The organism is Rahnella sp. CG8 (genome assembly GCF_023701875.1).
In the GTDB taxonomy this organism is placed as follows: domain Bacteria; phylum Pseudomonadota; class Gammaproteobacteria; order Enterobacterales; family Enterobacteriaceae; genus Rahnella; species Rahnella aceris.
Window position 1 is genome coordinate 37,783 of record NZ_JABAED010000021.1, and the last position, 23,748, is coordinate 61,530.

General features: G+C 52.5%; 25 protein-coding genes and 1 tRNA gene. 15 read left to right on the plus strand and 11 right to left on the minus strand.

Features of this window, described 5'->3' with window-relative positions:
* Positions 1 to 60 precede the first annotated feature (60 nt).
* Both HGO41_RS18550 and pfkB read right to left on the minus strand, forming a co-directional pair.
* Positions 61 to 501 carry a DUF1198 domain-containing protein gene (locus HGO41_RS18550; RefSeq protein WP_013574104.1) on the minus strand — a complete coding sequence of 147 codons (441 nt, stop codon included), beginning with the start codon at positions 499 to 501 and terminating at the stop codon, positions 61 to 63.
* 159 nt (positions 502 to 660) lie between these two features.
* Positions 661 to 1,605, minus strand: coding sequence for a 6-phosphofructokinase II (gene pfkB, locus HGO41_RS18555; protein ID WP_112152335.1), 945 nt, complete (start codon positions 1,603 to 1,605; stop codon positions 661 to 663).
* A gap of 183 nt (positions 1,606 to 1,788) precedes the next feature.
* Here pfkB and HGO41_RS18560 point away from each other — a divergent pair, with 183 nt between their 5' ends.
* Positions 1,789 to 2,319 carry a class IV adenylate cyclase gene (locus HGO41_RS18560; protein WP_013574106.1) on the plus strand — a complete coding sequence of 177 codons (531 nt, stop codon included), beginning with the start codon at positions 1,789 to 1,791 and terminating at the stop codon, positions 2,317 to 2,319.
* 48 nt (positions 2,320 to 2,367) lie between these two features.
* On the opposite strand, the gene ygfZ is transcribed toward HGO41_RS18560, so the two are convergent.
* On the minus strand, positions 2,368 to 3,360 hold the full coding sequence (ygfZ, locus tag HGO41_RS18565) for a tRNA-modifying protein YgfZ (RefSeq protein WP_112152336.1): 993 nt from the start codon (positions 3,358 to 3,360) through the stop codon (positions 2,368 to 2,370).
* A gap of 278 nt (positions 3,361 to 3,638) precedes the next feature.
* On the opposite strand from ygfZ, the gene sdhE reads away from it, so the two are divergent.
* Together sdhE and HGO41_RS18575 are read left to right on the plus strand one after the other, a co-directional pair.
* Entirely contained in the window at positions 3,639 to 3,905 is a 267-nt protein-coding gene (sdhE, locus tag HGO41_RS18570) for an FAD assembly factor SdhE (protein ID WP_037035260.1), read from the plus strand.
* A complete protein-coding gene (locus HGO41_RS18575) occupies positions 3,886 to 4,338 on the plus strand; it encodes a protein YgfX (protein ID WP_013574109.1) in 453 nt (150 codons plus the stop codon). The genes sdhE and HGO41_RS18575 overlap by 20 nt, the downstream gene beginning before the upstream one ends.
* A gap of 45 nt (positions 4,339 to 4,383) precedes the next feature.
* Here HGO41_RS18575 and fldB read toward each other — a convergent pair whose 3' ends face one another.
* On the minus strand, positions 4,384 to 4,902 hold the full coding sequence (gene fldB / locus HGO41_RS18580) for a flavodoxin FldB (RefSeq protein WP_013574110.1): 519 nt from the start codon (positions 4,900 to 4,902) through the stop codon (positions 4,384 to 4,386).
* Between the two features lie 99 nt (positions 4,903 to 5,001).
* Here fldB and xerD point away from each other — a divergent pair, with 99 nt between their 5' ends.
* From xerD to HGO41_RS18615, 7 genes are all read left to right on the plus strand, one after another.
* Positions 5,002 to 5,961, plus strand: coding sequence for a site-specific tyrosine recombinase XerD (gene xerD, locus HGO41_RS18585; RefSeq protein ID WP_072012276.1), 960 nt, complete (start codon positions 5,002 to 5,004; stop codon positions 5,959 to 5,961).
* A gap of 25 nt (positions 5,962 to 5,986) precedes the next feature.
* On the plus strand, positions 5,987 to 6,706 hold the full coding sequence (dsbC, locus tag HGO41_RS18590) for a bifunctional protein-disulfide isomerase/oxidoreductase DsbC (RefSeq protein ID WP_013574112.1): 720 nt from the start codon (positions 5,987 to 5,989) through the stop codon (positions 6,704 to 6,706).
* A gap of 6 nt (positions 6,707 to 6,712) precedes the next feature.
* Positions 6,713 to 8,446 (plus strand): single-stranded-DNA-specific exonuclease RecJ, encoded by a 1,734-nt coding sequence (gene recJ / locus HGO41_RS18595; protein ID WP_250981293.1) that lies wholly within the window; start codon positions 6,713 to 6,715, stop codon positions 8,444 to 8,446.
* A gap of 130 nt (positions 8,447 to 8,576) precedes the next feature.
* Positions 8,577 to 9,675, plus strand: a protein-coding gene (prfB, locus tag HGO41_RS18600; RefSeq protein ID WP_013574114.1) for a peptide chain release factor 2 whose coding sequence is annotated in 2 segments (ribosomal slippage) — positions 8,577 to 8,651 and positions 8,653 to 9,675 — 1,098 coding nt in all. Because the reading frame shifts where the segments join, the coding sequence is not laid out codon by codon here.
* Between the two features lie 9 nt (positions 9,676 to 9,684).
* Entirely contained in the window at positions 9,685 to 11,214 is a 1,530-nt protein-coding gene (gene lysS / locus HGO41_RS18605) for a lysine--tRNA ligase (protein WP_013574115.1), read from the plus strand.
* A gap of 151 nt (positions 11,215 to 11,365) precedes the next feature.
* Positions 11,366 to 11,439, plus strand: a tRNA-Gly gene (locus tag HGO41_RS18610).
* 827 nt (positions 11,440 to 12,266) lie between these two features.
* Positions 12,267 to 12,518 carry a helix-turn-helix domain-containing protein gene (locus tag HGO41_RS18615; RefSeq protein WP_131638647.1) on the plus strand — a complete coding sequence of 84 codons (252 nt, stop codon included), beginning with the start codon at positions 12,267 to 12,269 and terminating at the stop codon, positions 12,516 to 12,518.
* A gap of 71 nt (positions 12,519 to 12,589) precedes the next feature.
* Here HGO41_RS18615 and argG read toward each other — a convergent pair whose 3' ends face one another.
* On the minus strand, positions 12,590 to 13,951 hold the full coding sequence (gene argG, locus HGO41_RS18620; RefSeq protein WP_015689414.1) for an argininosuccinate synthase: 1,362 nt from the start codon (positions 13,949 to 13,951) through the stop codon (positions 12,590 to 12,592).
* 149 nt (positions 13,952 to 14,100) lie between these two features.
* The gene (locus HGO41_RS18625; RefSeq protein ID WP_037035253.1) at positions 14,101 to 15,006 is read right to left on the minus strand and encodes a LysR family transcriptional regulator; all 906 of its coding nucleotides are present in this window, start codon (positions 15,004 to 15,006) and stop codon (positions 14,101 to 14,103) included.
* 128 nt (positions 15,007 to 15,134) lie between these two features.
* On the opposite strand from HGO41_RS18625, the gene HGO41_RS18630 reads away from it, so the two are divergent.
* From HGO41_RS18630 to HGO41_RS18645, 4 genes are all read left to right on the plus strand, one after another.
* The gene (locus tag HGO41_RS18630) at positions 15,135 to 16,274 is read left to right on the plus strand and encodes a M20 family metallopeptidase (protein WP_250981294.1); all 1,140 of its coding nucleotides are present in this window, start codon (positions 15,135 to 15,137) and stop codon (positions 16,272 to 16,274) included.
* Positions 16,275 to 16,639: 365 nt separating this feature from the next.
* Positions 16,640 to 17,320: a nucleoside recognition domain-containing protein gene (locus tag HGO41_RS18635; protein WP_015689416.1), complete on the plus strand. Its 681-nt coding sequence runs from the start codon at positions 16,640 to 16,642 to the stop codon at positions 17,318 to 17,320.
* Positions 17,313 to 17,780, plus strand: a complete 468-nt coding sequence (locus tag HGO41_RS18640; RefSeq protein ID WP_013574121.1) for a YjiG family protein — start codon at positions 17,313 to 17,315, stop codon at positions 17,778 to 17,780. Before HGO41_RS18635 ends, HGO41_RS18640 begins: the two co-directional genes overlap by 8 nt.
* 47 nt (positions 17,781 to 17,827) lie before the next feature.
* A complete protein-coding gene (locus HGO41_RS18645; RefSeq protein ID WP_131638649.1) occupies positions 17,828 to 18,931 on the plus strand; it encodes an amidohydrolase in 1,104 nt (367 codons plus the stop codon).
* Between the two features lie 55 nt (positions 18,932 to 18,986).
* On the opposite strand, the gene HGO41_RS18650 is transcribed toward HGO41_RS18645, so the two are convergent.
* A complete protein-coding gene (locus tag HGO41_RS18650) occupies positions 18,987 to 19,463 on the minus strand; it encodes an Lrp/AsnC family transcriptional regulator (RefSeq protein WP_015689417.1) in 477 nt (158 codons plus the stop codon).
* Between the two features lie 132 nt (positions 19,464 to 19,595).
* On the opposite strand from HGO41_RS18650, the gene HGO41_RS18655 reads away from it, so the two are divergent.
* The gene (locus tag HGO41_RS18655) at positions 19,596 to 20,012 is read left to right on the plus strand and encodes a DUF2000 domain-containing protein (RefSeq protein ID WP_119261274.1); all 417 of its coding nucleotides are present in this window, start codon (positions 19,596 to 19,598) and stop codon (positions 20,010 to 20,012) included.
* Between the two features lie 75 nt (positions 20,013 to 20,087).
* Here HGO41_RS18655 and HGO41_RS18660 read toward each other — a convergent pair whose 3' ends face one another.
* From HGO41_RS18660 to HGO41_RS18675, 4 genes are all read right to left on the minus strand, one after another.
* Positions 20,088 to 21,272 (minus strand): sugar transporter, encoded by a 1,185-nt coding sequence (locus HGO41_RS18660; RefSeq protein WP_223510328.1) that lies wholly within the window; start codon positions 21,270 to 21,272, stop codon positions 20,088 to 20,090.
* Between the two features lie 162 nt (positions 21,273 to 21,434).
* Positions 21,435 to 21,989, minus strand: a complete 555-nt coding sequence (locus HGO41_RS18665; RefSeq protein ID WP_015689418.1) for a GNAT family N-acetyltransferase — start codon at positions 21,987 to 21,989, stop codon at positions 21,435 to 21,437.
* Positions 21,990 to 22,040: 51 nt separating this feature from the next.
* Positions 22,041 to 22,586: a M15 family metallopeptidase gene (locus HGO41_RS18670; RefSeq protein ID WP_250981295.1), complete on the minus strand. Its 546-nt coding sequence runs from the start codon at positions 22,584 to 22,586 to the stop codon at positions 22,041 to 22,043.
* Positions 22,583 to 23,413 carry a gamma-glutamyl-gamma-aminobutyrate hydrolase family protein gene (locus HGO41_RS18675; RefSeq protein ID WP_121020178.1) on the minus strand — a complete coding sequence of 277 codons (831 nt, stop codon included), beginning with the start codon at positions 23,411 to 23,413 and terminating at the stop codon, positions 22,583 to 22,585. Before HGO41_RS18675 ends, HGO41_RS18670 begins: the two co-directional genes overlap by 4 nt.
* Between the last annotated feature and the right edge of the window lie 335 nt (positions 23,414 to 23,748).

Consider the following 23,748-nt stretch of genomic DNA (forward strand, 5'->3'; position numbering starts at 1 on the left):
TCAATGCAGCAGAAAAGAAAATGGCCCGAATAAGGGCCATTTCTGAGGCGAACCGGAACGTTAAACCAGATGGATTTGGTTATAGGTTTCGTTGTAGTCGCGGCGAAACTGCGCCAGCTCGAAGGGTTCGATATCCAGTTCGGCAAAATAGAACAGCGCCAGCTCGGCGTGTTCGCTGCTTAACTGTGGCGGCAGATGCGCGCGCACTAAAATGTTTCGCCAGCGGACGATATTCTCTTCCGAGGGATCTTTAATAAACGTCTGATAAATAAAAACAACATAAGCAGCTTTGCGGATTTCTTCAGCATAGCCACCGCTGATTGAGCGGATAAACATCTGGCTTTGACGTTTACCCATTTCCAGCAACATGGAATCGATATAAACCGGCTTTATTTTCAACAGACTGGCGAGAGAATCATTCGCTTTACGGGTATCTGCTGTCATAAACCAATAACCCACAATAAAAACCACAACAATTGCAGCAAGCATAATCCATATCATTCTGGACTCTGGCCTCCGGCCTTTTCTGGCGTGATGTGAAAGGTGCATGCAACACCCGATGCTGCGAGTTTATCTGCTAATCAGGGTAAATACGTGAAGGAGTGACAAAGAATTTTCGCTTCGTGAAGGTGCTGAGCCTTCACGAAGCGGGGTTTGGCCCTAATGAGCCGGTGTTTGCTGGCACAGATACTGATAAATTTGCTGAGTATCTTTATCCGAGCACAGACGCGTACCGATATTGAGTGTTGCCGCGCTACCGGCGGCCACGCCAAAGCGAACCATGTCGAGTAAATCAGCCCCTTCGGCCAGTTTGAGGGTCATCGCGCCGACCATGCTGTCACCTGCGCCAACGGTACTCATTTTTTTCACCGGCGGCGGGACAACCTGGAATGAGCTGTTCGCGTCCACGGCCAGCGCACCCTGCGGCCCCAGTGAAACGACCACGCGTTCAGCACCACCGTCACGGATAATTTGCTGAGCTGCAGCCAGAACATCCCCCGGATTTTCCAGAGAATGCCCGACCAGCGCGGCCAGTTCATTCTGGTTCGGTTTGACCAGCGCCAGCCCGCCGAGCTTCAGGCCTGCGGCCAGTGCATCACCCGAACTGTCAAGAATGCAGCGTAAACCGGCTTTCTGCGCTTTCCTGATTAACTCTGTCAGTGCCGTAATGTGCGTGCCCGGTGGCAAACTGCCGCTGATGACCAGTATTGAGCCGGCTGGGATCTTTTCGATTTTCGCGCTAAGGCCCGCAAATTCAGCCTCCGTAAGTCGCGCGCCCGGCATCACGAAACGATACTGTTCGCCGGTATTTTCGGTGTGAACGTGCAGGTTCTGGCGGGTCCAGTCCTGGGTTTCCAGTGTGTCTGTGGTGATCCCCTCGTCGCGCAGCAACTGAACCAGATGTGCACCTGTCGGGCCTCCCGTCGGAAATAATGCGGTAGCCTGGCCGCCCAGATAAACAATGGCACGCGCTACATTAATACCGCCGCCGCCGGGTTCGAACACGGGGGCCGTACAACGCAATTTACCTTCCGGGTAAATCTTAGGGGTGAGAGTGGCACTGTCGAGCGAAGGTGCCAGTGTGAGTGTGACTATTTTGGTCATTATCGTTCCCTCAATTTTCCAAAAACTGAATTCAGGTTAGCATCCTGACCTGTTTTTGCAGCACCTGATTGGCGATTTAACGCGCGAGATCAAACTCCCTTGCGGTTCAACATAATGTCACTGTAAGGTCACTCCATGTTCATTGAATCAGTATAAAAAGCATGAACTTTTAAGGAGTGAAAGATGGCCAGAAACATTGAGATCAAAGCCAGAGTAGATGATTTCTCTGCGCTGTATGAAAAAATCGCGCTGCTTTCCGATGGATTGCCGGACATCATTGAGCAGGACGACACTTTTTTCGTGTGTCCGCACGGACGCCTGAAATTGCGCACATTAGCGCCTGATCGCGGCGAGCTGATTTTCTATCAGCGTCCTGACAAGGCGGGACCGAAAACCAGCTTCTACACACTTTCAGAAACGCATGATCCTGACAGTCTGCGCGAAACTCTGACGCTGGCCTATGGCGCTGCCGGACGGGTCATCAAACAGAGGACTCTTTTTATGATCGGACAAACCCGTCTGCATCTCGACAGGGTAAAAGGGCTGGGCGATTATCTGGAATTCGAGGTTGTGCTTGCGGATGATGAAACGCCTGAGCAGGGCATTGTCATTGCAGAAGACTTACTGGAAAGGTTGGGGATTGACCGCCAGGAACTGGTGGATCAGGCGTATGTGGATTTGCTGAATGCGAAAGGCAAACACCTTCACGAGTAAATTTATAATCACCGCCTTCATATCAGGAAGGCGGCAATAGGTTGAAAGTTACTTCTTTTCTTCCAGCGAATACGGCAGCGGCTGAATGCTCAACTGGCTGGTCGCGTCATCGCGCACCCGCAGACTGGCATCGGCTTCCAGATCGTTATTCAGCACGGCCTGAACCCAAAGCGTGCCGTCGCTGAGCTGAACGGCTGCCAGAACGGTGCCGGTCCGGCGCCAGTTTTCACCCAGTTGCAGTTCGAGATCGTCCGCCGGGGCAGGCACTTTGCTCGCTTTGCCTGCCAGCCAGTACAATGCACGTTTGTTCGCACCGCGGTATTTTGCTCGCGCCACCATTTCCTGCCCGGCGTAGCAGCCTTTGGTAAAGCTGATGCCATCGAGCGCATGAATATTGGTGGCCTGCGGGATAAATTGCACGGCGTTGGCGGTATCAATCACCGGGAACCCGGCTTCGATATCCAGCGCCAGCCATTGCTGGCTGTCGTTGCGTTGTGCCTGTTCACCCAGTTCTTCCACCACCTGACGGGCTTTTTCCGGGCTGGTGACAATCAGATAACGTTCGGCTGGCAGGGAGAAATGCAGCAGTGTGGTTTCATCTTGTTGTACGACCTGCTGTTCAGCCGTTGGCAAGGTTGAAAAAAGCCCGGTCAGAGCAGCACTGGCCTGAAAACCTGCCACACCGAGTAACACCACATCATCATCGGCAGTGAACGTCACTTTAGAAAATACGGCGTACTTTTTGATTTCTGTAAGCTGTGTGTCACGCAAATTGCGGCGTTCAATAAACGCCATACCATCGCCACGCTTGAACAGGCGCAAATTACTCCACATTTTCCCTTTCGCATCACAGTGCGCACAGAGAATATGCTGATCGGCGGCCAGCGCATCGACATCCGCAGTGACCTGGCCTTGCAGGTATTTCACGGTGTCTGCGCCGGTCATGGTCACCAGTGCCCAGTCTTCCAGTGAAATCAATGTCAGCGGCAGGTGCGAAGACGCTGAAGGTTTTTGCGGTGGAAAGGGAAATTCGTTAGCCATTTTCTAATCCCGGTCAATGAAATGTGACTGATGCCCCATGGTAAAAGAGCCCATCCGCTTTGAAAACAGTTATTGGTGCCTTTTCCAGGACGCCTTCCAGAGAATGTAAGACAAACGACAGGTTTGCATCAGGTTTTCCAGCACATCACAGAGATTGACAAAACAGGGCACTGAAAAGTTACGCCCCTGCGCAACGGGCTGTTAGAATCGCTTTCTATATAAAAGAATTCTCATTCTGTATCCTAAAAAAGAGTCTTGTTATGGAAAGCAAAAACCAACTGGATATTAATAATCGTTCCCGCGTTCACTGGGCCTGCCGTCGTGGCATGCGCGAGCTGGATATCTCCATCATGCCGTTCTTCGAATATGAATATGATTCGCTGAGCGAGACCGATAAAGAAGTATTTGTCCGCTTGCTGACCTGTGATGATCCGGATCTGTTCAACTGGCTGATGAATCACGGCGAACCGAAAGACACCGAATTGCAGCGTATGGTCGCCCTTATTCAGACTCGAAACAAAGCCCGTGGCCCTGTGGCGATGTGATCTCAGGGTGTCCTGGCGCAGTCAGCTTATTTCACTGGGATGTTACGGTGCAGTGATGTTGCTGATTTTGCTGGCACCCTGGCCTGCGGGTTACTGGCCGGTATGGATGACGTTGCTTTTGCTGGTGTTGTTTGAATGCATCCGCAGCCAGCGGCGTATTACAGCACGCACAGGTGAAATGATCCTGCTCGAGGATAACCGTCTTTTATGGCGCGGCCATGAATGGCAGATTAAACAGCCGGTATGGATGATAAGCCACGGCGTACTGCTCTCGCTTCGTCGCGAAAAACGTAAAGGCGGGCTGGCGCAGGCGATGCGCAGTTCAAGGCAGCGGTTATGGCTGGCGTCGGACAGCATGAGTCTGGAAGAGTGGCGGCGGTTGCGACAGATATTGCTCAGTGGCACTCCGCGTAGCCCGGTAAAACCGGGCTGAGAGGGGCATGTCCATGGAAGGCTGACGCCGTGTTCTTATGCTGCGTTAAAGCAGGGCGTCCATTTCCAGCAGGATCTGTTCGCACCATTGTTGCAGGCGCTCTTCGGTGAGATCGAACTGGTTCACATCATCCAGAGCCAGCCCGACGAAATGCTTGCCGTCCGCACTCAGCGGTTTCGGGCTGGTAAACTCAAAGCCTTCTGTCGGCCAGAAACCAATGAAATGCACACCAAGGGGAACCAGCTGATGATAAAGCATGCCGAGCGCGTCAAGGAACCATTCGCCGTAGCCGAGTTGGTCGCCCATGCCGTACATGGCGACGATTTTGCCGCGTAGTTTCAGCGTTGGGAGTTGATTCCAGACCGCTTCCCAGTCTTCCTGGATTTCGCCAAAATCCCATGTCGGGATGCCCAGGATCAGGATGTTGTAATCTTCCATTCTGTCGGGATCAACATCTTTTATGTTATGCAAATCAACCAGTTCTTCGCCCAAAATATCGCGGATTTTTTCCGCTGCCATTTCGGTATAACAGGTGCTGGAACCGTAGAAAAGTCCGATCTTCATACTTGCTGCCATAACGTTATCAGAATACGAATGGCAGCCAGTGTAGCAGATTTGGGCGCATGAAAGGCATAATGGCCGTCGTGAGTAAGAGGAGTCGGGATGCCAAAACAAGATAATGCGAATCCTCAGGATGTTACGCCTGAGCCGGTGACACCAGCGGTTAATGAGGCCGATCAGAGCCTGACTGAGCAGTTTCTGGATATGCTCTGGATCGAGCGCAATCTCGCGGAAAATACGCTGTCATCCTACCGTCAGGATCTGAAATCATTGCTGGGCTGGCTGCATCATAACAATACCGATCTCCTGCATGTCAGCGCCGAAGATTTACAGTTGTTCCTCTCCGAGCGCATTGAGGGCGGATACAAAGCCACCAGCTCAGCACGGTTGCTTAGCGCGATGCGTCGCCTCTTTCAGTACATGAACCGTGAGTCCGTGCGTCAGGATGACCCGACCGCGCTGTTGTCTTCGCCTAAATTACCGCAACGCCTGCCGAAAGATCTCAGTGAGGCGCAGGTAGACGCATTGCTGGCGTCACCGAGTGTCGATGTGCCTCTTGAACTGCGCGATAAAGCCATGCTGGAGCTGCTTTACGCCACCGGTTTGCGTGTTTCGGAACTGGTCGGGCTGACGCTCAGTGATCTGAGCCTGCGCCAGGGTGTGGTGCGGGTTATCGGTAAAGGCAACAAAGAACGGCTGGTGCCGATGGGCGAAGAAGCCGTGTACTGGATCGAAAATTATTTCGAACACGGCAGGCCGTGGCTGCTGAACGGACAATCGCTGGATATCGTGTTCCCCAGCAACCGGGCGCAGCAAATGACACGCCAGACGTTCTGGCATCGCATCAAACACTATGCGATTCTTGCGGGCATTGATGCAGAGCGGTTGTCTCCCCACGTTCTGCGCCACGCTTTCGCCACCCACTTATTGAATCACGGTGCGGATCTGCGCGTCGTGCAAATGTTGTTAGGTCACAGTGACTTATCGACCACACAAATCTATACCCATGTAGCGACTGAACGACTCAAACTGCTACATCAACAACATCATCCCCGTGCATAACAGGCCGGAGAAAAAGGACGACATGATGAAAAAAGGTTTAATGCTGCTGACACTTCTGGCTGCGTGTATGAGCTCCGCGGTCCATGCTGATGAAGCAGCAATCAAAGCCACGCTGGGCAAACTGGGCATGAGCCATGCCGACATCCAGCCTTCGCCGGTAACCGGCCTGAGTGCGGTTTCTACCGACAGCGGCACCCTTTACATTACCGACGACGGCAAACACGTTTTGCAAGGCCCGCTGTATGATGTCAGCGGCAGCCATCCGGTTAACGTCACCAACAAAGCGCTGGTGAAGAAGATGGATGCGTTACAAAACGAGATGATCATTTATAAAGCCAAAAACGAAAAGCATGTGATCACGGTGTTTACCGATATCACCTGCGGCTATTGCCACAAGCTGCACCAGCAGATACAGGACTATAACGATCTTGGCATAACCATCCGTTATCTGGCCTTCCCGCGTCAGGGGCTGAATTCCAAAACCGAGAAAGACATGCAATCTATCTGGTGTACAGGCAACCGCAAAACCAACTTTGATGCGGCAATGCGCGGCGATGACATCACGCCAGCAACCTGTAAAACCAGTGATATTGCGAAGCAATTTGAGCTGGGCGTTCAGTTCGGCGTGACAGGCACTCCGGCCATCGTGCTGGCAGACGGAACTTTGATCCCTGGTTATCAGCCGCCGAAAGAAATGGCTGCCATGCTCGACCAGCAGGATCCTTCACATAAAACCGGTGGTTGATTTTTCGTGACCTTGCAGACTCAACTTCGCCGTCGTGAGGCGGCGACTGGCGTGGATCTTCCCGCCGAACTCTCCCCGCTGTTACGCCGGCTGTATCTCGCCCGCGGTGTGACACAAAGCCAGGAGCTGGAGCGCGGCGTGCGCGGTATGCTGCCTTATCAGCAGCTTGATGGCATTGATACTGCCGTTGCCTTGCTGCAAAAAGCGCTGGCTGAGCGTCTGCGCATAATTATCGTTGGCGACTTCGATGCCGATGGCGCGACCAGTACGGCGCTGACGTTGCTTTCCTTGCGCAGCATGGGCTGCGGTAATCTGGATTATCTGGTGCCGAACCGTTTTGAAGACGGTTATGGTCTCAGCCCGGAAGTGGTTGAACAGGCGGCGTCGCGCGGTGCAGAGTTGATCCTCACCGTCGATAACGGCATTTCTTCTCACGCGGGCGTGACGCTCGCCCATGAAAAAGGCATTCAGGTGCTGATCACCGATCACCACTTGCCGGGCGAAATATTGCCGGATGCCGAAGCGATCATTAACCCGAATCTGGTCGGTTGCGAGTTTCCGTCCAAATCGCTGGCGGGTGTCGGTGTGGCGTTTTATCTGATGCTGGCGCTGCGCAGTGCATTACGCGAAAGTGGCTGGTTTGAACAAAACGGTCTGGCGATCCCCAATCTCGCGGAGCATCTGGATCTGGTGGCGCTCGGCACGGTAGCGGATGTCGTGCCGCTTGATACCAACAATCGCATCATGGTGTATCAGGGGCTGAACCGCATTCGTGCCGGAAAATGCCGTGCGGGGATCCGCGCGTTGCTGGAAGTGGCCGGGCGAGAAGCCCGTACGCTGTGCGCCAGTGATTTAGGTTTTGCGCTTGGACCACGGCTGAATGCCGCCGGACGTCTTGATGATATGTCGGTTGGCGTGGCGCTGTTACTCAGTGAAGACATCGGTCAGGCGCGTGCGCTGGCAAGCGATCTGGATGCGCTGAATCAGACCCGCCGTGAGATAGAGCAGGGCATGCAGGTCGAAGCGCTGGCGCTGTGTGACAAGCTGGAAAGCAGTACCGACGCGCTGCCGTTCGGGCTGGCGATGTATCATCCTGAGTGGCATCAGGGGGTGGTCGGCATTCTGGCATCACGTCTGAAAGAGCGTTTTAATCGCCCGGTGATTGCGTTCGCACCGGCGGGTGAAGGCATTCTGAAAGGGTCCGGTCGTTCGATTGCCGGATTGCATATGCGCGATGCGCTGGAACGTCTCGATACGCTTAATCCCGGTCTGATGATGAAATTCGGTGGACACGCGATGGCAGCCGGTTTGTCGCTGGAAGAGAGCAAGTTCGACGAATTTCGTGATCGTTTCGCTGCACTGGTCGGTGAATGGCTGGATCCTTCGCATCTGGAAGGGGTGGTCTGGTCGGAGGGCGAGCTGTCGGCGCGTGAACTGACGATTGATACGGCTGAAATGCTGCGCGACGGCGGCCCGTGGGGACAGGCGTTCCCGGAACCGACCTTTGACGGCAGGTTCCGTATCCTGCAACAGAAACTGCTGAAAGAGCGTCACCTCAAGCTGATGATTGAACCCGTCGGCGGCGGTCCGTTGCTCGATGGTATTGCTTTTAATATCGATCCGACTTTCTGGCCGGACAGCAGCATCCGCGAAGTGCAACTGGCCTACCGGCTGGATATCAATGAATTTCGGGGAAATCGCAGCGTTCAGTTGATTATCGAACATTTATGGCCGAAATAAGCGATTTACGCCGGTAATAAACCCTGCAAAAAAACGGCTCCTTGCTATAAAAAGACCGCTAATTCCGTTAGAATCTGCGGTTCGAATGGCATTGGGCCAACTCCGAATCTAACGTAAGACGCGAAAAATCATGTTTGAAATTAATCCGGTTAAAAACCGCATTCAGGACCTGTCCGAGCGGACAGTCGTTCTTCGGGGGTATCTTTGACTATGATGCCAAGAAAGAACGCCTCGAAGAAGTAAACGCCGAGCTGGAACAGCCGGACGTCTGGAACGAGCCAGAACGCGCGCAGGCGCTGGGCAAAGAACGTTCCTCACTGGAAGCTATTGTTGAAACCATCGATGAGTTGTTGCAGGGCGCGGAAGATGTGACCGGCCTGCTGGAACTGGCGGTAGAAGCCGACGATGAAGACACTTTCAATGAAACGGTTGCCGAACTCGACGTACTGACCGCCAAACTGGAACAGCTTGAATTCCGCCGCATGTTCTCCGGTGAATACGACAGCGCGAGCTGCTATCTCGATATCCAGGCTGGTTCCGGTGGTACGGAAGCACAGGACTGGGCGAGCATGTTGCTGCGTATGTATTTGCGTTGGGCAGAAGCCAAAGGTTTCAAAACTGAAGTTATTGAAGAATCTGACGGTGAAGTCGCTGGCCTGAAATCCGCGACTATCAAGATCATCGGTGATTATGCGTTTGGCTGGCTGCGTACGGAAACCGGCGTTCATCGCCTGGTGCGTAAAAGCCCGTTTGATTCCGGCGGTCGTCGCCATACCTCGTTCAGTTCCGCGTTTGTGTATCCGGAAGTGGATGACGACATCGAAATCGAAATTAACCCTGCCGACCTGCGTATCGACGTATACCGTGCGTCCGGTGCGGGTGGTCAGCACGTCAACAAAACGGAATCTGCGGTACGTATTACCCACCTTCCGACCAACATTGTGACCCAGTGTCAGAACGACCGCTCCCAGCATAAAAACAAAGATCAGGCCATGAAGCAGATGCGTGCGAAGCTTTATGAGTATGAGATGCAAAAGAAAAATGCGGACAAGCAGCAGCTGGAAGACACCAAGTCTGACATCGGCTGGGGCAGCCAGATTCGTTCTTACGTGCTGGACGATTCCCGTATCAAAGATTTACGCACGGGTGTCGAAACGCGAAATACGCAGGCCGTACTGGATGGCGACCTGGATAAATTCATTGAGGCAAGTTTGAAAGCCGGGTTATGAGGAACCAAAATGTCTGAGCAACAACCAGCAGCGCAAAGCGCAGAAAACGTACCAGATCTTAACAACGAGCTGAAATCTCGTCGTGAGAAGCTGGCTTTACTGCGCGAATCCGGTATCGCTTTCCCTAACGATTTCCGTCGTGACAGCATCTCTGATGAATTGCATGCGAAATATGGCGAAAAGACCAACGAAGAACTGGAAGCATTAAACATCGAAGTCACCGTGGGTGGCCGTATGATGACCCGCCGTATTATGGGCAAGGCATCTTTCGTGACCCTGCAGGATGTCGGTGGCCGTATCCAGCTTTACGTTGCGCGTGATGACCTCGCAGAAGGCATCTACAACGAGCAATTCAAGAAATGGGATCTGGGCGATATCCTGGGTGCGACCGGTAAACTGTTCAAAACCAAGACCGGCGAACTGTCGATCCATTGTTCTGAACTGCGTCTGCTGACCAAAGCACTGCGTCCGTTGCCGGACAAATTCCACGGCTTGCAGGATCAGGAAGCGCGTTACCGTCAGCGTTATCTCGACCTGATCGCTAACGAAGATTCCCGTAAGACCTTCAAAATCCGTTCTCAGATCATGTCTGGCATCCGCAGCTTTATGGTGGAAAACGGCTTCATGGAAGTCGAAACCCCGATGATGCAGGTGATCCCTGGCGGCGCGGCGGCGCGTCCGTTCATCACTCACCACAATGCGCTCGATATCGATATGTACCTGCGTATCGCGCCGGAACTGTATCTGAAGCGTCTGGTTGTCGGTGGCTTCGATCGCGTGTTCGAAATCAACCGTAACTTCCGTAACGAAGGCGTTTCTCCGCGTCACAACCCAGAGTTCACCATGATGGAACTCTACATGGCGTACGCGGATTACAAAGACCTGATTGTTCTGACCGAGACTCTGTTCCGCACCCTGACTGAATCTGTTCTGGGCAGCAGCGTTGTGCAGTACGGCGACCAGACTTTCGATTTCGGCAAGCCATTCGCCAAGCTGACCATGCGTGAAGCGATTTGCAAATACCGTCCGGAAACCAACGTTGCGGATCTCGACGATCTGGCAAAAGCGACCGCTATCGCAGAATCACTCGGTATCAAAATCGAGAAGAGCTGGGGTCTGGGCCGTATCGTGACCGAGATCTTCGAAGAAACCGCCGAAGCACAGCTGATCCAGCCAACCTTCATTACCGAGTACCCGGCAGAGGTTTCTCCGCTGGCGCGCCGTAATGACGTGAACCCTGAAATCACTGACCGTTTCGAGTTCTTCATCGGTGGCCGTGAAATCGGTAATGGTTTCTCTGAGCTGAACGACGCAGAAGACCAGGCACAGCGCTTTGCTGATCAGGTTTCTGCGAAAGATGCAGGCGACGACGAAGCGATGTTCTACGACGAAGACTACGTGACAGCGCTGGAACATGGCCTGCCACCGACTGCGGGTCTGGGTATTGGTATCGACCGTATGGTTATGCTGTTCACCAACAGCCACACCATCCGCGACGTTATCCTGTTCCCGGCAATGCGTCCGCAGACACAGAAATAAGTTTTCCTCAGAAACACCAAAAGGGCGCTCCGGCGCCCTTTTTCATGCCACAGATCACGGCATATGCTAACTGCTTAAAACTCCAGCGCTTATCCGCAATCACGTCTTGCTCCGCCGTCGTAACCGGTTATAATGCCAGTCGCACACCGATGCGGGTGTAGTTCAATGGTAGAACGAGAGCTTCCCAAGCTCTATACGAGGGTTCGATTCCCTTCACCCGCTCCAAAAGCTTCTTCCTCAAATCTGTTCAATACCCCAAAAAATTCACTACCCAATCCCGATTATTCGTATTTCCTGTACGTCGTTTCTGCATGTCTAAATTTTGAACTCAAAAGTTTAAAAATGATGCAAATCAGCTCCCTCCCCTGCGAAGGGGGAGGGTTGGGGTGGGGTATTAAGAGCAGATCGGAATGCAGACGTTTTTGCTATTTTATGGTTTGCTAAACCCCCTCCCGGCCTCCCCCTTCACAGGGGGAGGAGCACACCTGCAATCCCTGCAACTCCTTGCAAACCATTAAATTTATCTGGAATCATCACCTCAGTTTCGTTCTTAGCCACTTGGTTTAGTCATATTTCCTCTGCGGTGTTTTTGCATATCCAAATTTTGAATCAAAAACTAAAAGTCGATGCAAATCAGCTCCCTCCCCTGCGAAGGGGAGGGTTGGGGTGGGGTATTAAGGTCAGATCGCAATGCGGAAACATTGACTGTTTTATGGTTTGCTAAACCCCCACCCAGCCTCCCCCTTCGCAGGAGGAGGAGCACACCTGCAATCTCTGCAACTCCTTGCAAACCATTAAATTTATCTGGAATCATCACCTCAGTTTTGTTCTTAGCCACTTGGTTTAGTCACGTGCTTTACGCTATAGTCGCGTCGCTGCGGCAAAATTCGCAGCCGGGCGTGAGAACTCGAACTCTACTGGAAACGGCACAATTTCTGTTGTGCGAAAACATCAGCTTAGTTAGATGGAGTTCTCAATGAACCTGTATCAGTTATTCACCTTTTTACCTTTCCCCCATTCCCCTGTGATCCTGACCTCAGGAGCACAAACTCATGAATAATCAAGACTGGCATCAGGCTGATATTATTGCGGCGTTACGCAAGAAGGGTACGACACTGGCGGCGGTATCACGGGCTGCGGGGTTAAGTTCTTCGACGTTATCGAACGCGCTTTCACGTCCGTGGCCGAAAGGGGAAATACTGATTGGTCAGGCGATTGGCGTTCATCCTGCGGTGATCTGGCCGAGCCGTTATTACGACCCGAAAACACATCAGTTAGTAGAACGCCGTACACGAAGTCATTAGGCACTAATTACTGAGCGGGCGGGGTATGAGTAATGATGATCATCCCGCCCGCTCGTTTAAACCAACAGCAATTACTTATTCTTTACCTGTAATCCGCGCGGCAGGTTGTTGTTATCCACCTGCGGTAAACCGGTAGAGGCGGAAGAAGTCAGCAAGCCTGTCTCAACGTAGTTTTGCAGCTTCTCGCGGGTATCGGTGATGTCCAGGTTCCGCATGGTCAGCTGACCAATACGGTCATCTGGTGAGAACACCGAATCGCCTTTTTCCATGGTCAGACGCTCTGGTTTGTAAGTCAGGTTCTCAGATACCGTATTCATGATGGTGTAGTCATTACCGCGACGCAGTTCCAGAGTCACTTCACCGGTGATTTCGCTGGCGACCCAACGCTGTGCGGAGTCACGCAGCATCAGAGCCTGCGGATCGAACCAACGGCCCTGATACAGCAGACGACCCAGTACACGGCCATTTGCATGGTATTGCTCGATGGTATCTTCGTTATGGATACCGGTCAGCAGACGCTCATAAGCGATGTGCAGCAGCGCCATCCCCGGGGCTTCGTAGATGCCACGGCTTTTGGCTTCAATGATACGGTTTTCAATCTGGTCGCTCATCCCCAAGCCATGACGACCGCCGATGCGGTTGGCTTCCATCATCAGCTCCACGCTGTCGTCAAAGGTCACGCCATTCAGTGCGACAGGATAACCACGCTCAAAACGGATGGAGACTTCTTCCGCTTTCACGACCACATTCTCGTCCCAGAATTTCACGCCCATAATCGGGTTAACGATTTTGACGCCGGAGTCGAGGAATTCCAGATCTTTGGCTTCGTGCGTTGCGCCCAGCATGTTGGAGTCAGTGGAGTAGGCTTTCTCGGTCGACATTTTGTAATCGAAACCGGACTGAATCATGAATTCGGACATCTCATGACGGCCACCGAGTTCATCGATAAAGTCGGTATCCAGCCACGGCTTATAAATCTTCAGTTCAGCATTGGTCAGCAGACCGTAACGGTAGAAACGTTCAATGTCGTTACCTTTATATGTGCTGCCGTCGCCCCAGATATTGACGCCGTCTTCTTTCATTGCGGCAACCAGCATGGTGCCGGTCACGGCACGGCCCAGCGGCGTGGTATTGAAGTAAGTCACGCCCGCCGTAGTGTTATGGAATGCGCCACACTGAATGGCGGCAATCCCTTCTGCAACCAGTTGTTTACGGCAGTCAATCAGGCGGGCTTTCTCTGCACCGTACTCCATCGCTTTACGCGGAATGGCATCGTAATCTTCTTCATCAGGCTGACCCAGATTGGCCGTGTAGGCATAAGGAATCGCCCCTTTTTTCTGCATCCACAGCAGGGCTGCACTGGTGTCCAAACCGCCGGAGAATGCAATCCCCACACGCTGATTGATAGGAAGGTGCTTGAGAATAGTTGTCATCGGTTAAATCCTGTATGAATGGGGTCTGTCTGCTAAAAGTTTCAATGCCTATATTGATATCGCAAAACCGGCGTCGGGTAAAAGACATTTTGCATATTTATGTAAATTTTACCGCATAACTATCTAATTGTCATGCACTGCAAAACGCCTTACCGCTCATTTTGTTTCTGGAAAAAATTCAGCAGTAACTGCCATAAATGATGCGCTGCGGGCGTGAAACGCCGGTCTGAATTGCGCAATAAATGGCACTGGGCTTCGGTGGCGATAGGGTGATCAATGGGAACCGCCACCAGAATGTCGTGCTCGATGCGTTCACCTGCCGCCTGTGCGCTCATAAAGGAAATCCCCATGCCTGAAATGCTCAGGCTCATGGCCGTCGAGAACAGGTTACAGCGGTAGGCAGGAGTGAACAAAAAACCTTTGCTCTGGAACATCGCGTTCATGTGGCGTTGCAAACCAAACGTCTCACTGAGCGAAATCAGCGGGTGCTTGTTCAGTTCTTCGATCGAGACTGTTTTCAGATGTGCGATCGGGTGCTGCGGATTGACCACTGCGCAGATCGGCCCCCACGGAAAACTGTGTCGCTTCAGTTCCGGGTTACCAATCGGGCCAAACGCCAGTGCCATATCGGCCTCACCCTGGACAATCGACGCCAGGGTTTCCTGCATATTCCCTGCGACAATTTCCACAAAAACATTGGGATAAGATGTCGCAAAGTTTTTCAGTACGTGCTCGACAAACGTATCAACCAGTCCGGCACCGACGCGAATGGTGACTGCGCCGCCTTTCATATAGCGCAAATCTTTTAAATGCCGCTCCAGTTTTTCGCGACGTATCCGGCTTTCAAAAAAATCATCCGCCAGCAGTTTTCCGGCATCGGTCAGCACCACTGTGCGTCCGCTGCGTTCAAGTAAGGGCAGTTGCAGTGTGCGTTCCAGCAGGGCGATCTGACGGCTGATCACCGAAGCGTTGACGCCCAGAATATCGGCCGCACGGCGGATCCCACCCTGGATCCCCACCTCGTAGAGATAACTGATCTGCTTCTCGTGAAACATCTGGCTCATCGGTGTTCCCGGTTTCTGTTGACCAAAAGGCAACAATATAGTCATTGAAACGACATTTATATTATGTGATGGGTTGTAGATAATCAAAATTGACGACAAAACAGACATCGGGAAATTTCATGCCAACCGTGTATGACTATCTGCAACAACATGCCTCGCTGATCCTCAGTGATATAAAGCGCCTGGTTCAGGCCGAATCCCCTTCGCTGAATAAAGTGGCGGTTGACCGTTGCGGAGACGTACTGCAAAGCATCATGGCGGAGCGGCTGGATGTGCAGGCACAGGTTTGCCCGCAGGAAAAACTCGGCAATCATCTGCTGTTCAGTGTCGGTAACGGGCCGCAGGTGACCAGTATTCTTGGCCATTTCGATACTGTGTGGGAATGCGGTGAGCTGGAGATGGTGGAAAAAGACGGCCGTTTATATGGGCCCGGTGTGCTGGATATGAAAGGCGGGCTGGTGCAGGCAATCTGGGCGGTGCGGGCGCTGGTACAAACCGGCGCGCTGTCGCCACATCGCATTCAGTTTATTTGTCCTTCGGATGAAGAACTCGGCAGCCCGTCATCGCGTAAATGGATTGAACAATGTGCTGCTGATTCCGGACGGGTTCTGGTGGCCGAACCGGCCGTGGCGCATACCCATGAGGCCAAAATTGCCCGTAAAGGATCCGGCAGGTTTGAAGTGAAAATCACCGGTCGTTCGGCCCATGCGGGCAACAATCCGGAAGATGGCATCAGCGCGATTGAGGAAATGGCGCATCAGATTTTAGCCCTTCACAGCCTGAATGCCCCAGAGGCTGGCACGACGGTCAACGTCGGTCTGGCAAGCGGTGGCGGTAAAATTAACGTGGTCGCCGATCATGCCGTACTGGGTGTGGATTTACGTGTGACCAATATGGCAGAGGCCGCGCGCGTGGAAGCGGCCATCAAGGATTGCCAGCCGCATCTTGCCGGTGCGCAGGTGGTGGTCACCGGCGGGATGTCCCGCCCGCCAATGGAACAGACACCGCAGAATTTAGCGCTTTTTTTGCAGGCGCAGCATGCTGCTGAACGGCTGGGAATTACGCTGAAAGGCAAAGCGGTCGGCGGCGGCAGCGACGGTAATTTTACGTCGGCGCTGGGTATCCCCACGCTCGACGGACTGGGTGCGACAGGCTCCGGCATTCATGCCCGGGACGAGCATATTATTATTGATGATATTCCGCTGCGGACAGCGTTGCTTGCTGAAATAATTCTGGTCAGCGGGGAAGTAGTCGTATGACATGTTGATAAGCAGTGCATGAAATAAAATACCCGGGCCCTTTATTGGTGCGTCATAAACCAAAATGGTGCAATGAATTCCCGGTTATTTCATCGCGATTGAATGATTTTATTAAAAAGCCTTTATTACGATGAGGGCTATTTTTCGTTTTTATTTTTTATCTGTTTTTTAACTATTTTTACTGTTTATTAAAAAGTGAAAGTTGGCACGTTTCCTGCTCTCTTGTCTGTGGTTAAAAATAAAAATGAGCAGAAATCAGGTGCTGAATGAATAACCTGTTTTCTCACATGACATTCATTGAAAACTGACAGGAATTGTATTCCTGATTTTTTATTGCAGACAGATACCAGAGAAGGAACGTTAGTATGAGTGACACACGAATATCAGAACAGAGAGCCACCCCTGAGGTGGACGAGTGGAAAGTCGGTAAGGGGGCATACGTGTCGCTTATTGTCGTTATCCTGCTGTTTTCTGGTGCATTTTTAAAGGTAGATGGCATGGCGTGGCTGGGAGCCTTTGACTTCACTACGCTGGGCGGTTCGTTCGGTACCATGAAAGGCGAAACCAGCACGTTTGTCGGGGCGGGCGGTGTCAGTGCGAAAGCCGGTTTCCTTTTTGCCTTATCTCTGGTGCCGACGGTCATGCTGGCACTGGGATTATTAGAAATATTTACGCACTACGGCGCTATCCGGGCTGCACATAAATTATTAACACCACTGCTTAAGCCGATATTAGGCATTCCCGGCCACACCGGCCTGGCGTTAATTACCGATCTGCAAAGCACTGACGCCGGCGCTGCATTAAGTAAAGAGCTTTACGATAATAAACAGGTCACAAAGAAAGACGTAGTGATCATGGGCGCATGGCAATATTCCGGTGCCGGTCTGATCAACAACTATTTCTCCATCGGTTCCGCTATGTTTGCATCATTAACCATGCCGGTGATTATTCCGCTGGTGGTGATGTTCGTGATGAAATTTGTCGGCGCGGTATTTGTCCGCTTTGTGTTGAACACCGTTTATAAAAGAGATTTTGAAAATGAGTAATGCCACCCGAGTTTCCTCAAACCCGTTCGATATTTTCGTGGTCGGTGCCCGTAAAGGCTTCAATATTGCTATCAATAATCTGATGCCTAACGTGGTAATGGCTTACGTCATTTCAGAAATGCTCAATCTGCTCGGCGTAATGACGTTGGTGGGGCACATTTTCGCGCCGCTCATGGGGTTGCTGGGATTGCCAGGTGAAGCCGTTACCGTGCTGCTCACATCATGGCTATCGTCTTCGGCGGGTACGGGTGTAGCTATCAGTTTGCTGACCAAAGGCACGCTGGATATGACGCAGATTACCATCCTGGCACCGGCAATTTTCCTGATGGGTTCTCAGTTGCAATACATGGGACGCCTGCTTGGCGTGGCGGATGTGCCGAAAAAATACTGGCCTCTGCTGATGCTGACCAGCGTACTGAACGCCATTATTTCGATGATCCTGATGCGAATTTTTGCCTGATTTTCGATTGCACTGTTTTGAAAATGAATTTACCGGAGTCTTTACCCGTGTCGAAAGCTATTGAACATTATCAACATTTACATCTCATCCCTGAACTGGGTTTTACCGAATTTAAAACATCGGCTTATATCGCGCAGGCGCTTGAAGATGCGGGGTTTAACGTCACGCGTCATGTGAACGGCACCACAGGAATTATCGCTGAAATCGACAGCGGCAAGCCCGGTCCGGTCATGGCGCTGCGTGCCGATATGGATGCACTCGGCCATATCATTGATGGCGAGCTGGTGGCGCGCCATACCTGCGGCCACGATGGTCACTCCTCTGTCGTGCTCGCAGCGGCGCAGGAAATCATGAAAGAAGGCATGGTTAAAAAAGGCCGCCTGAAAATTTTGTTTCAGCCCGCTGAAGAGCTGGGCACCGGCGCCCTGGCCATGGTGGAAGGGGGCGCCATTGATGATGTGGATATGCTGCTGGGGTTCCATGTGCGGCCACTTGAAGAATGTCCGATGGGGCAGGCGGTGCCCGCGATGTATTACTCTGCCTGTGCGACGGTTGAGGCGATTATCACCGGCGTTCCTTCTCACGCGGCGCGCCCGCACCTGGGCATTAACGCGCTGGATGCCGCCGTGGCGGCGGTTCAGGCAGTGAATACTATTCATCTGGCACCGAGCCTGACATACAGCGTGAAAGCCACCCGTTTCCTGTGCGATGCGGGGGTGACCAATTCTGTGCCAGCGGAAGCTCGCGTGTGCTGGGATTTGCGTTCGCAGCACAATGAACCGATGGATGAACTGAAAGCAAAGGTGATTCGTGCGATTGAGCACAGCGTGGCGGCGCTGGGTGCCACCGCGGAAATTCATGTGATGAAAGAGATGCCTGCGGCAGAAGTCGACAGTGACGTGACCGCGATTATCGCGGAATCTGTTACAGAAATTTTAGGTGCAGAGGGCCTGACTGAACCGAAATTTACACCGGGCAGTGAAGATTTCTTCCACTATTCACGCCAGCGTCCGGCCATTAAAACCGGGTTCTGGGGACTGGGCGCGAATCTCACGCCCGGGCTGCATCATCCTGATATGCGCTTTGATCTCGACGCTTTGGACATTGGTGTCAGGGTATTTAAAGGCTGCGTGAAAAGAGTGCTGGGATAAGCATTACGGCGCGTCATTGTTTTAAAAATATGCCCGGCTTTTGTCGGGCATTGCCTTACATTCCCTCCAGCGGCAGCACATCCAGCGGTTTCACTTCCCTGAGCACAAACGAGGTTTGCATCTCTTTGATGCCCGGCAGACGACGCACCACTTCCATCGCGAAACTGGAAAAACTGTCGAGATCTTTAGCGACCACCTGCAACAGAAAATCCGCATCACCGGCAATCGCGTAACAGGCAATCACCGAAGGCAGCGCCCCCACTTCCTGCTCGAAACGTTGCGCATCTTCCTCGCTGTGACTGTCGATTTTCACCCGGATAAACGCCAGCAACCCCAGCCCGATTTTTTTCCTGTCGATGTTCGCCTGATAACCGGTGATTACGCCGCTGTCTTCCAGCTGTTTCATGCGCCGCCAGCAGGGAGAAGCGGCCATGCCCACTTTTTCCGCCAGCTCCTGATTGGTCATTCTGCCCGAACCCTGAAGTTGTTTGAGAATGCGAAGGTCTGCCGGTGAAATTTCAGATGCGGACATAATCTGCCTTTTAAATGTGATTTAAAGAAAGAGATAACCAGATTAGGGCATTTTACGGCGGGAAAAGAAAGCACCTTTCAGCGGCCAGGCGCTATCATTTTTGTCATCAATAATGATGAAAAGGGCGCAAAAATGGCAGATAAACTGCGGGTGGCAATTATTCTCAATCCCGAACTTCCGCCGGGATTACTGGCGAACACGGCAGGCGTAATTGGCATCGGATTAGCGGCAAAATTCCCGATGCTGGCGGGCAGTTCGCTGACTGACGCAAAGGGTGTCACGACCGATACTATCTCTAAAACTCCGCTGCCCATTCTGCAGGCCACGCCCGATCACATTAAGGCGCTGATGTTTAAAGCACTGGACGCAGCAGGCGAGCGCGGCGTGGTGCCGTTCCCGGCATTTGCGCGCACGATGCATCAGTTTGAGCAATACGAAATGACGTTCCCGTTGCGGGATTTATACGATGAAGTGATCGACGGTGTCGGGCTGGTGGGGCCGGAAAAGTGGATTAAATCGCTGACGGGAAACCTGAAATTATTGCGCTAATGTGTTGAAGATACAGATATAAAAAAGACCGAATACAGGGATCGTATTCGGTCTGAGTTTTGCGCTAATCCGTATTCAGCTCGTCGCTTTCAGTTGCGGATAGCGTTTGAAAATCGTCAGACACCAGACGAACGCAATGCAGCCGATCAGGCCACCGGCGTAGCCGATGTTGCTCATTTCCAGATGCAGACTTACCTGATTACCGATCAGCGCGCCGGCACCGATACCGATGTTATAAATACCGGAAAGCAGCGCCATTGACACGTCGGTGGCGTCGGTCGCCAGCGCCAGCACGCGCACCTGCATTGCCAGGCCGATAATCATCATCGCCAGTCCCCAGATAATACACAGCACTGAAATCGCGACCGGATTCATCACCGCCGCAAACAACAGGAGCATGCTAAGCGTGACCAGCAGGATCGGGCCGCTGAGCATGGCTGCCGGGAAACGGTTGCCAAGCAAACTGAACGCAATGCTGCCGAGAATACCCGCGCCGCCGAAAATCAGCAGCAGGAAAGTGGTGAAGTTTTCACCCATGTTGGCAACACTCTGGATAAACGGTTCGATATAACTGTATGCCGTATAGTGAGCGGTCACTATCAGCGCAGTCAGGAGATACATACCGACCAGCGCCGGACGGCGGAACAACATCGGCACGCTTTTCAGTGAGCCGGTATGTTCACTTGGCAGCGGCGGCAGCAGTTTAATCAGACAAATCAGTGTCATCAGCGCAACGATGCCGATGCTCATAAAGGTGGTTCGCCAGCCAAGATACTGACCGATAAGACGACCCAGCGGCAAGCCGAGCACCATTGCCAGTGCGGTGCCGGTCGCTAACATACTGAGTGCCTGTGTTTTTTTACCGGCCGGTGCCACACGGATCGCCAGTGAGGCGGTGATCGACCAGAAAATGGCGTGGGCGAGGGCGATACCGACGCGCGAGGCCACCAGACTCCAGAAATCCCAGGCGACGACAGATAACGCATGGCTGGCGATAAACAGGCAAAAGATGATGATCAACAGGCGCTTTCGTTCAACGTTGCGGGTCAGCAGCATCAGCGGCAGAGACATCAGCGCGACGACCCACGCGTAAATGGTCAGCATCAGGCCAACCTGTGCTGTCTGCATATTGAAACTGGCGGCGATGTCGGAGAGTAATCCGACGGGCACAAATTCAGTGGTATTGAAGATGAATGCGGCAATAGCCATCATCACAACGCGAAGCCATGCTGTCCTGCGCGAAACGGTATCTGATTGCATTGAAATTTATGACTTATAAGAAGATGTTGAAATCAGGCATCTGTCTGCCAGATGCCTGTTGAACGCATAGTGTGTTTTATTTGTTCGAAAAATGAAACAGAAAATTGGCCTATCAGATAAATCTTCAGGCGACAATTTTAGTGATGGTAACTGTGATGTTCCTCACGCATTGTCGTGAGGATTGATCAGGGAAGTCAGTACGTGATCCTGCCAGCAACCGGCAATTTTCAGATATGATTTCGCATACCCTTCGCGTTCAAAGCCCAGACGCAGTAGTACGCGCTCACTTTTATGATTGTCCGGAATATAGCTGGCCATAATGCGGTGCAGACCCTGCTCGCGAAACAGGTAATCAATGGCGGTTGCCAGCGACCGATGCATCAGTCCTTTTCCCTGCTGGTTTTCCGCGACCGAATATCCCAGATGACAGGCCTGAAAAGGACCGCGGGCGATGCCGGTAAAATTGCAGGCACCGAGCATGTCACCGGTTTCACGGCTGATGATGCCAAACTGGAATGCCGTACCGCAGGCCGCTTCATCAAAAGCATTGCTCAGACGGACCCGCAGGGTTTCAGGCGCGTAAAAGTCCGCTGGCCGTAAAGGCTCCCACGGCGCGAGATGCGCGGCGTTATCGCGAAAATAAGCATGTACGACAGCCGTGTCTTCCGGCCCCAAAATTTTAAGGTAAAAATCAGCGTTCGTGACGGCGAGTTCCATGGTGGTCCCTTAAAGCCTGTAGCGGAGAGGGCGGTCATTGTAGAGGATTCATCAGGAATTGGAATGCCAGCACCAGTGCCACGGTTCATAAATGAATCCCCAGGGATTGTTCAGCGGGAATGACATCACAAAACCGAATCCGGCGGCGTGGCTTTGCAGCCACTGAAAAGCTTCTGTTTCACCAAAAACGCCGGTCACTTCGTCGCAGCCCGGCGTATTGATATCCACGGCGCAGCCGGTGTGATGCTCGCTGCATCCGGGCGGCGCCAGCGACGTAAAGAAATCTTCCGGGGCGATGCCTGCCAGTTGTTTGGCGCGGATTAAATCAGCCTGATAATTCAGGCTGCGGTAGGCGGAAACCAGATAAATCCCCACGCCGTCAGTAGCCGCCTGCTGTCTCATGGTATGCCAGGCGGCAGAGGCGGGGGCGGTCAGACGGTATATTTTACCGCTTTCGGTATCCGTTTCCGCCTCCACCAGTAAGTGCTCACTTACTTCCTCAAAATACGGCAGCGTACGATGTGCGATAACCGCCGGGTCGATATGCAGTTCCCGCAGTATCTGCTCCGTTTGCGATTTCAGTGCCGCCGGGTTCATGCCGGTTCGTCTCCCGCACGGCCGATCACATCATTCATGGCTTCGGTCATCGCCTTACCTGCTGAGCGCATCGACTGCTGATAGCGCGAAGCGGCAACAACAAATGCATTAAGAAGCTGAGTATCCTGCGCATGTTGCTGATATTCAGGGTGCCATTGCACGCCAAGACAGAAATCATAGCCTTCACATTCAATGCCTTCGATCACGCCGTCGGGTGCGTAAGCATTGACGATACAGCCGGGGCCGACGGATTTCACTGCCTGATGGTGTGAGCTGTTCACGACGTAATGGTCACGATCTACGCAGCGGCTGAGCAGTGAACCTTCAACAATTTCTACCGGGTGACGCGCGCGTTTTTTGCCGCCCGCGTTTTCGGTGTCAACAGTCGTGCTGTGCTCCAGGGCATCGGGCAGCGCATCGGGAATATGCTGATGCAGCGTGCCGCCGGTTAATACGGCAAGCAGTTGCTGGCCGCCGCAAATCCCGAGCAGCGGCATATTGCGCTGCATGGCACCTTTAACAATGGCTTTTTCAAATTCGGTGCGGGCGGGTTTCAGGCGAACCTGATCACTGGTTTGTTGCTCATTAAACAGTTCAGGCGGTACATCAAACGCCCCGCCGGTCACGACAATGCCGTCGCACAGCGCCAGATATTCATCGGCCAGCGCCGCGTGATGTGGCAACGCCAGCGGAACGGCACCCATTTCCGCCAGGCTGTTCATATAGTTCTGACGTAAGGCGTACCAGGGATAATCGGCATAGCCACCGGCTTCCTCGCTGTCGAGCGTTACCCCAATGACCGGTCTGGATTGAAATTTTGTCTGCATTCGCCTGAGTCCCTGCATGGAAATGAAAAACAATCAGAAATTTCACCATATCAAGCCGTGGTCGGCGCAAACAATATAAATTATCTATAGGTCATATTTTCAGGATTTAGCTCTGGTTTTCTCACCTGTTCGGGTGGGATCTCAGTGCATTTTCCGCACTAACTCCGCGTTTTCCTGACAAAATTCCGGTCTTCGTTGACACTTCCTGATGCTTTTTTGTTGCGGTCTTCAATATTCATTCTCATTTAGTGATTAACATTAGATGCCTCGAAAGGATAAATTAGCGGGTATAATTCATCCTGCTGATAGAAATAGAAATTCTTAATTGCTAACGA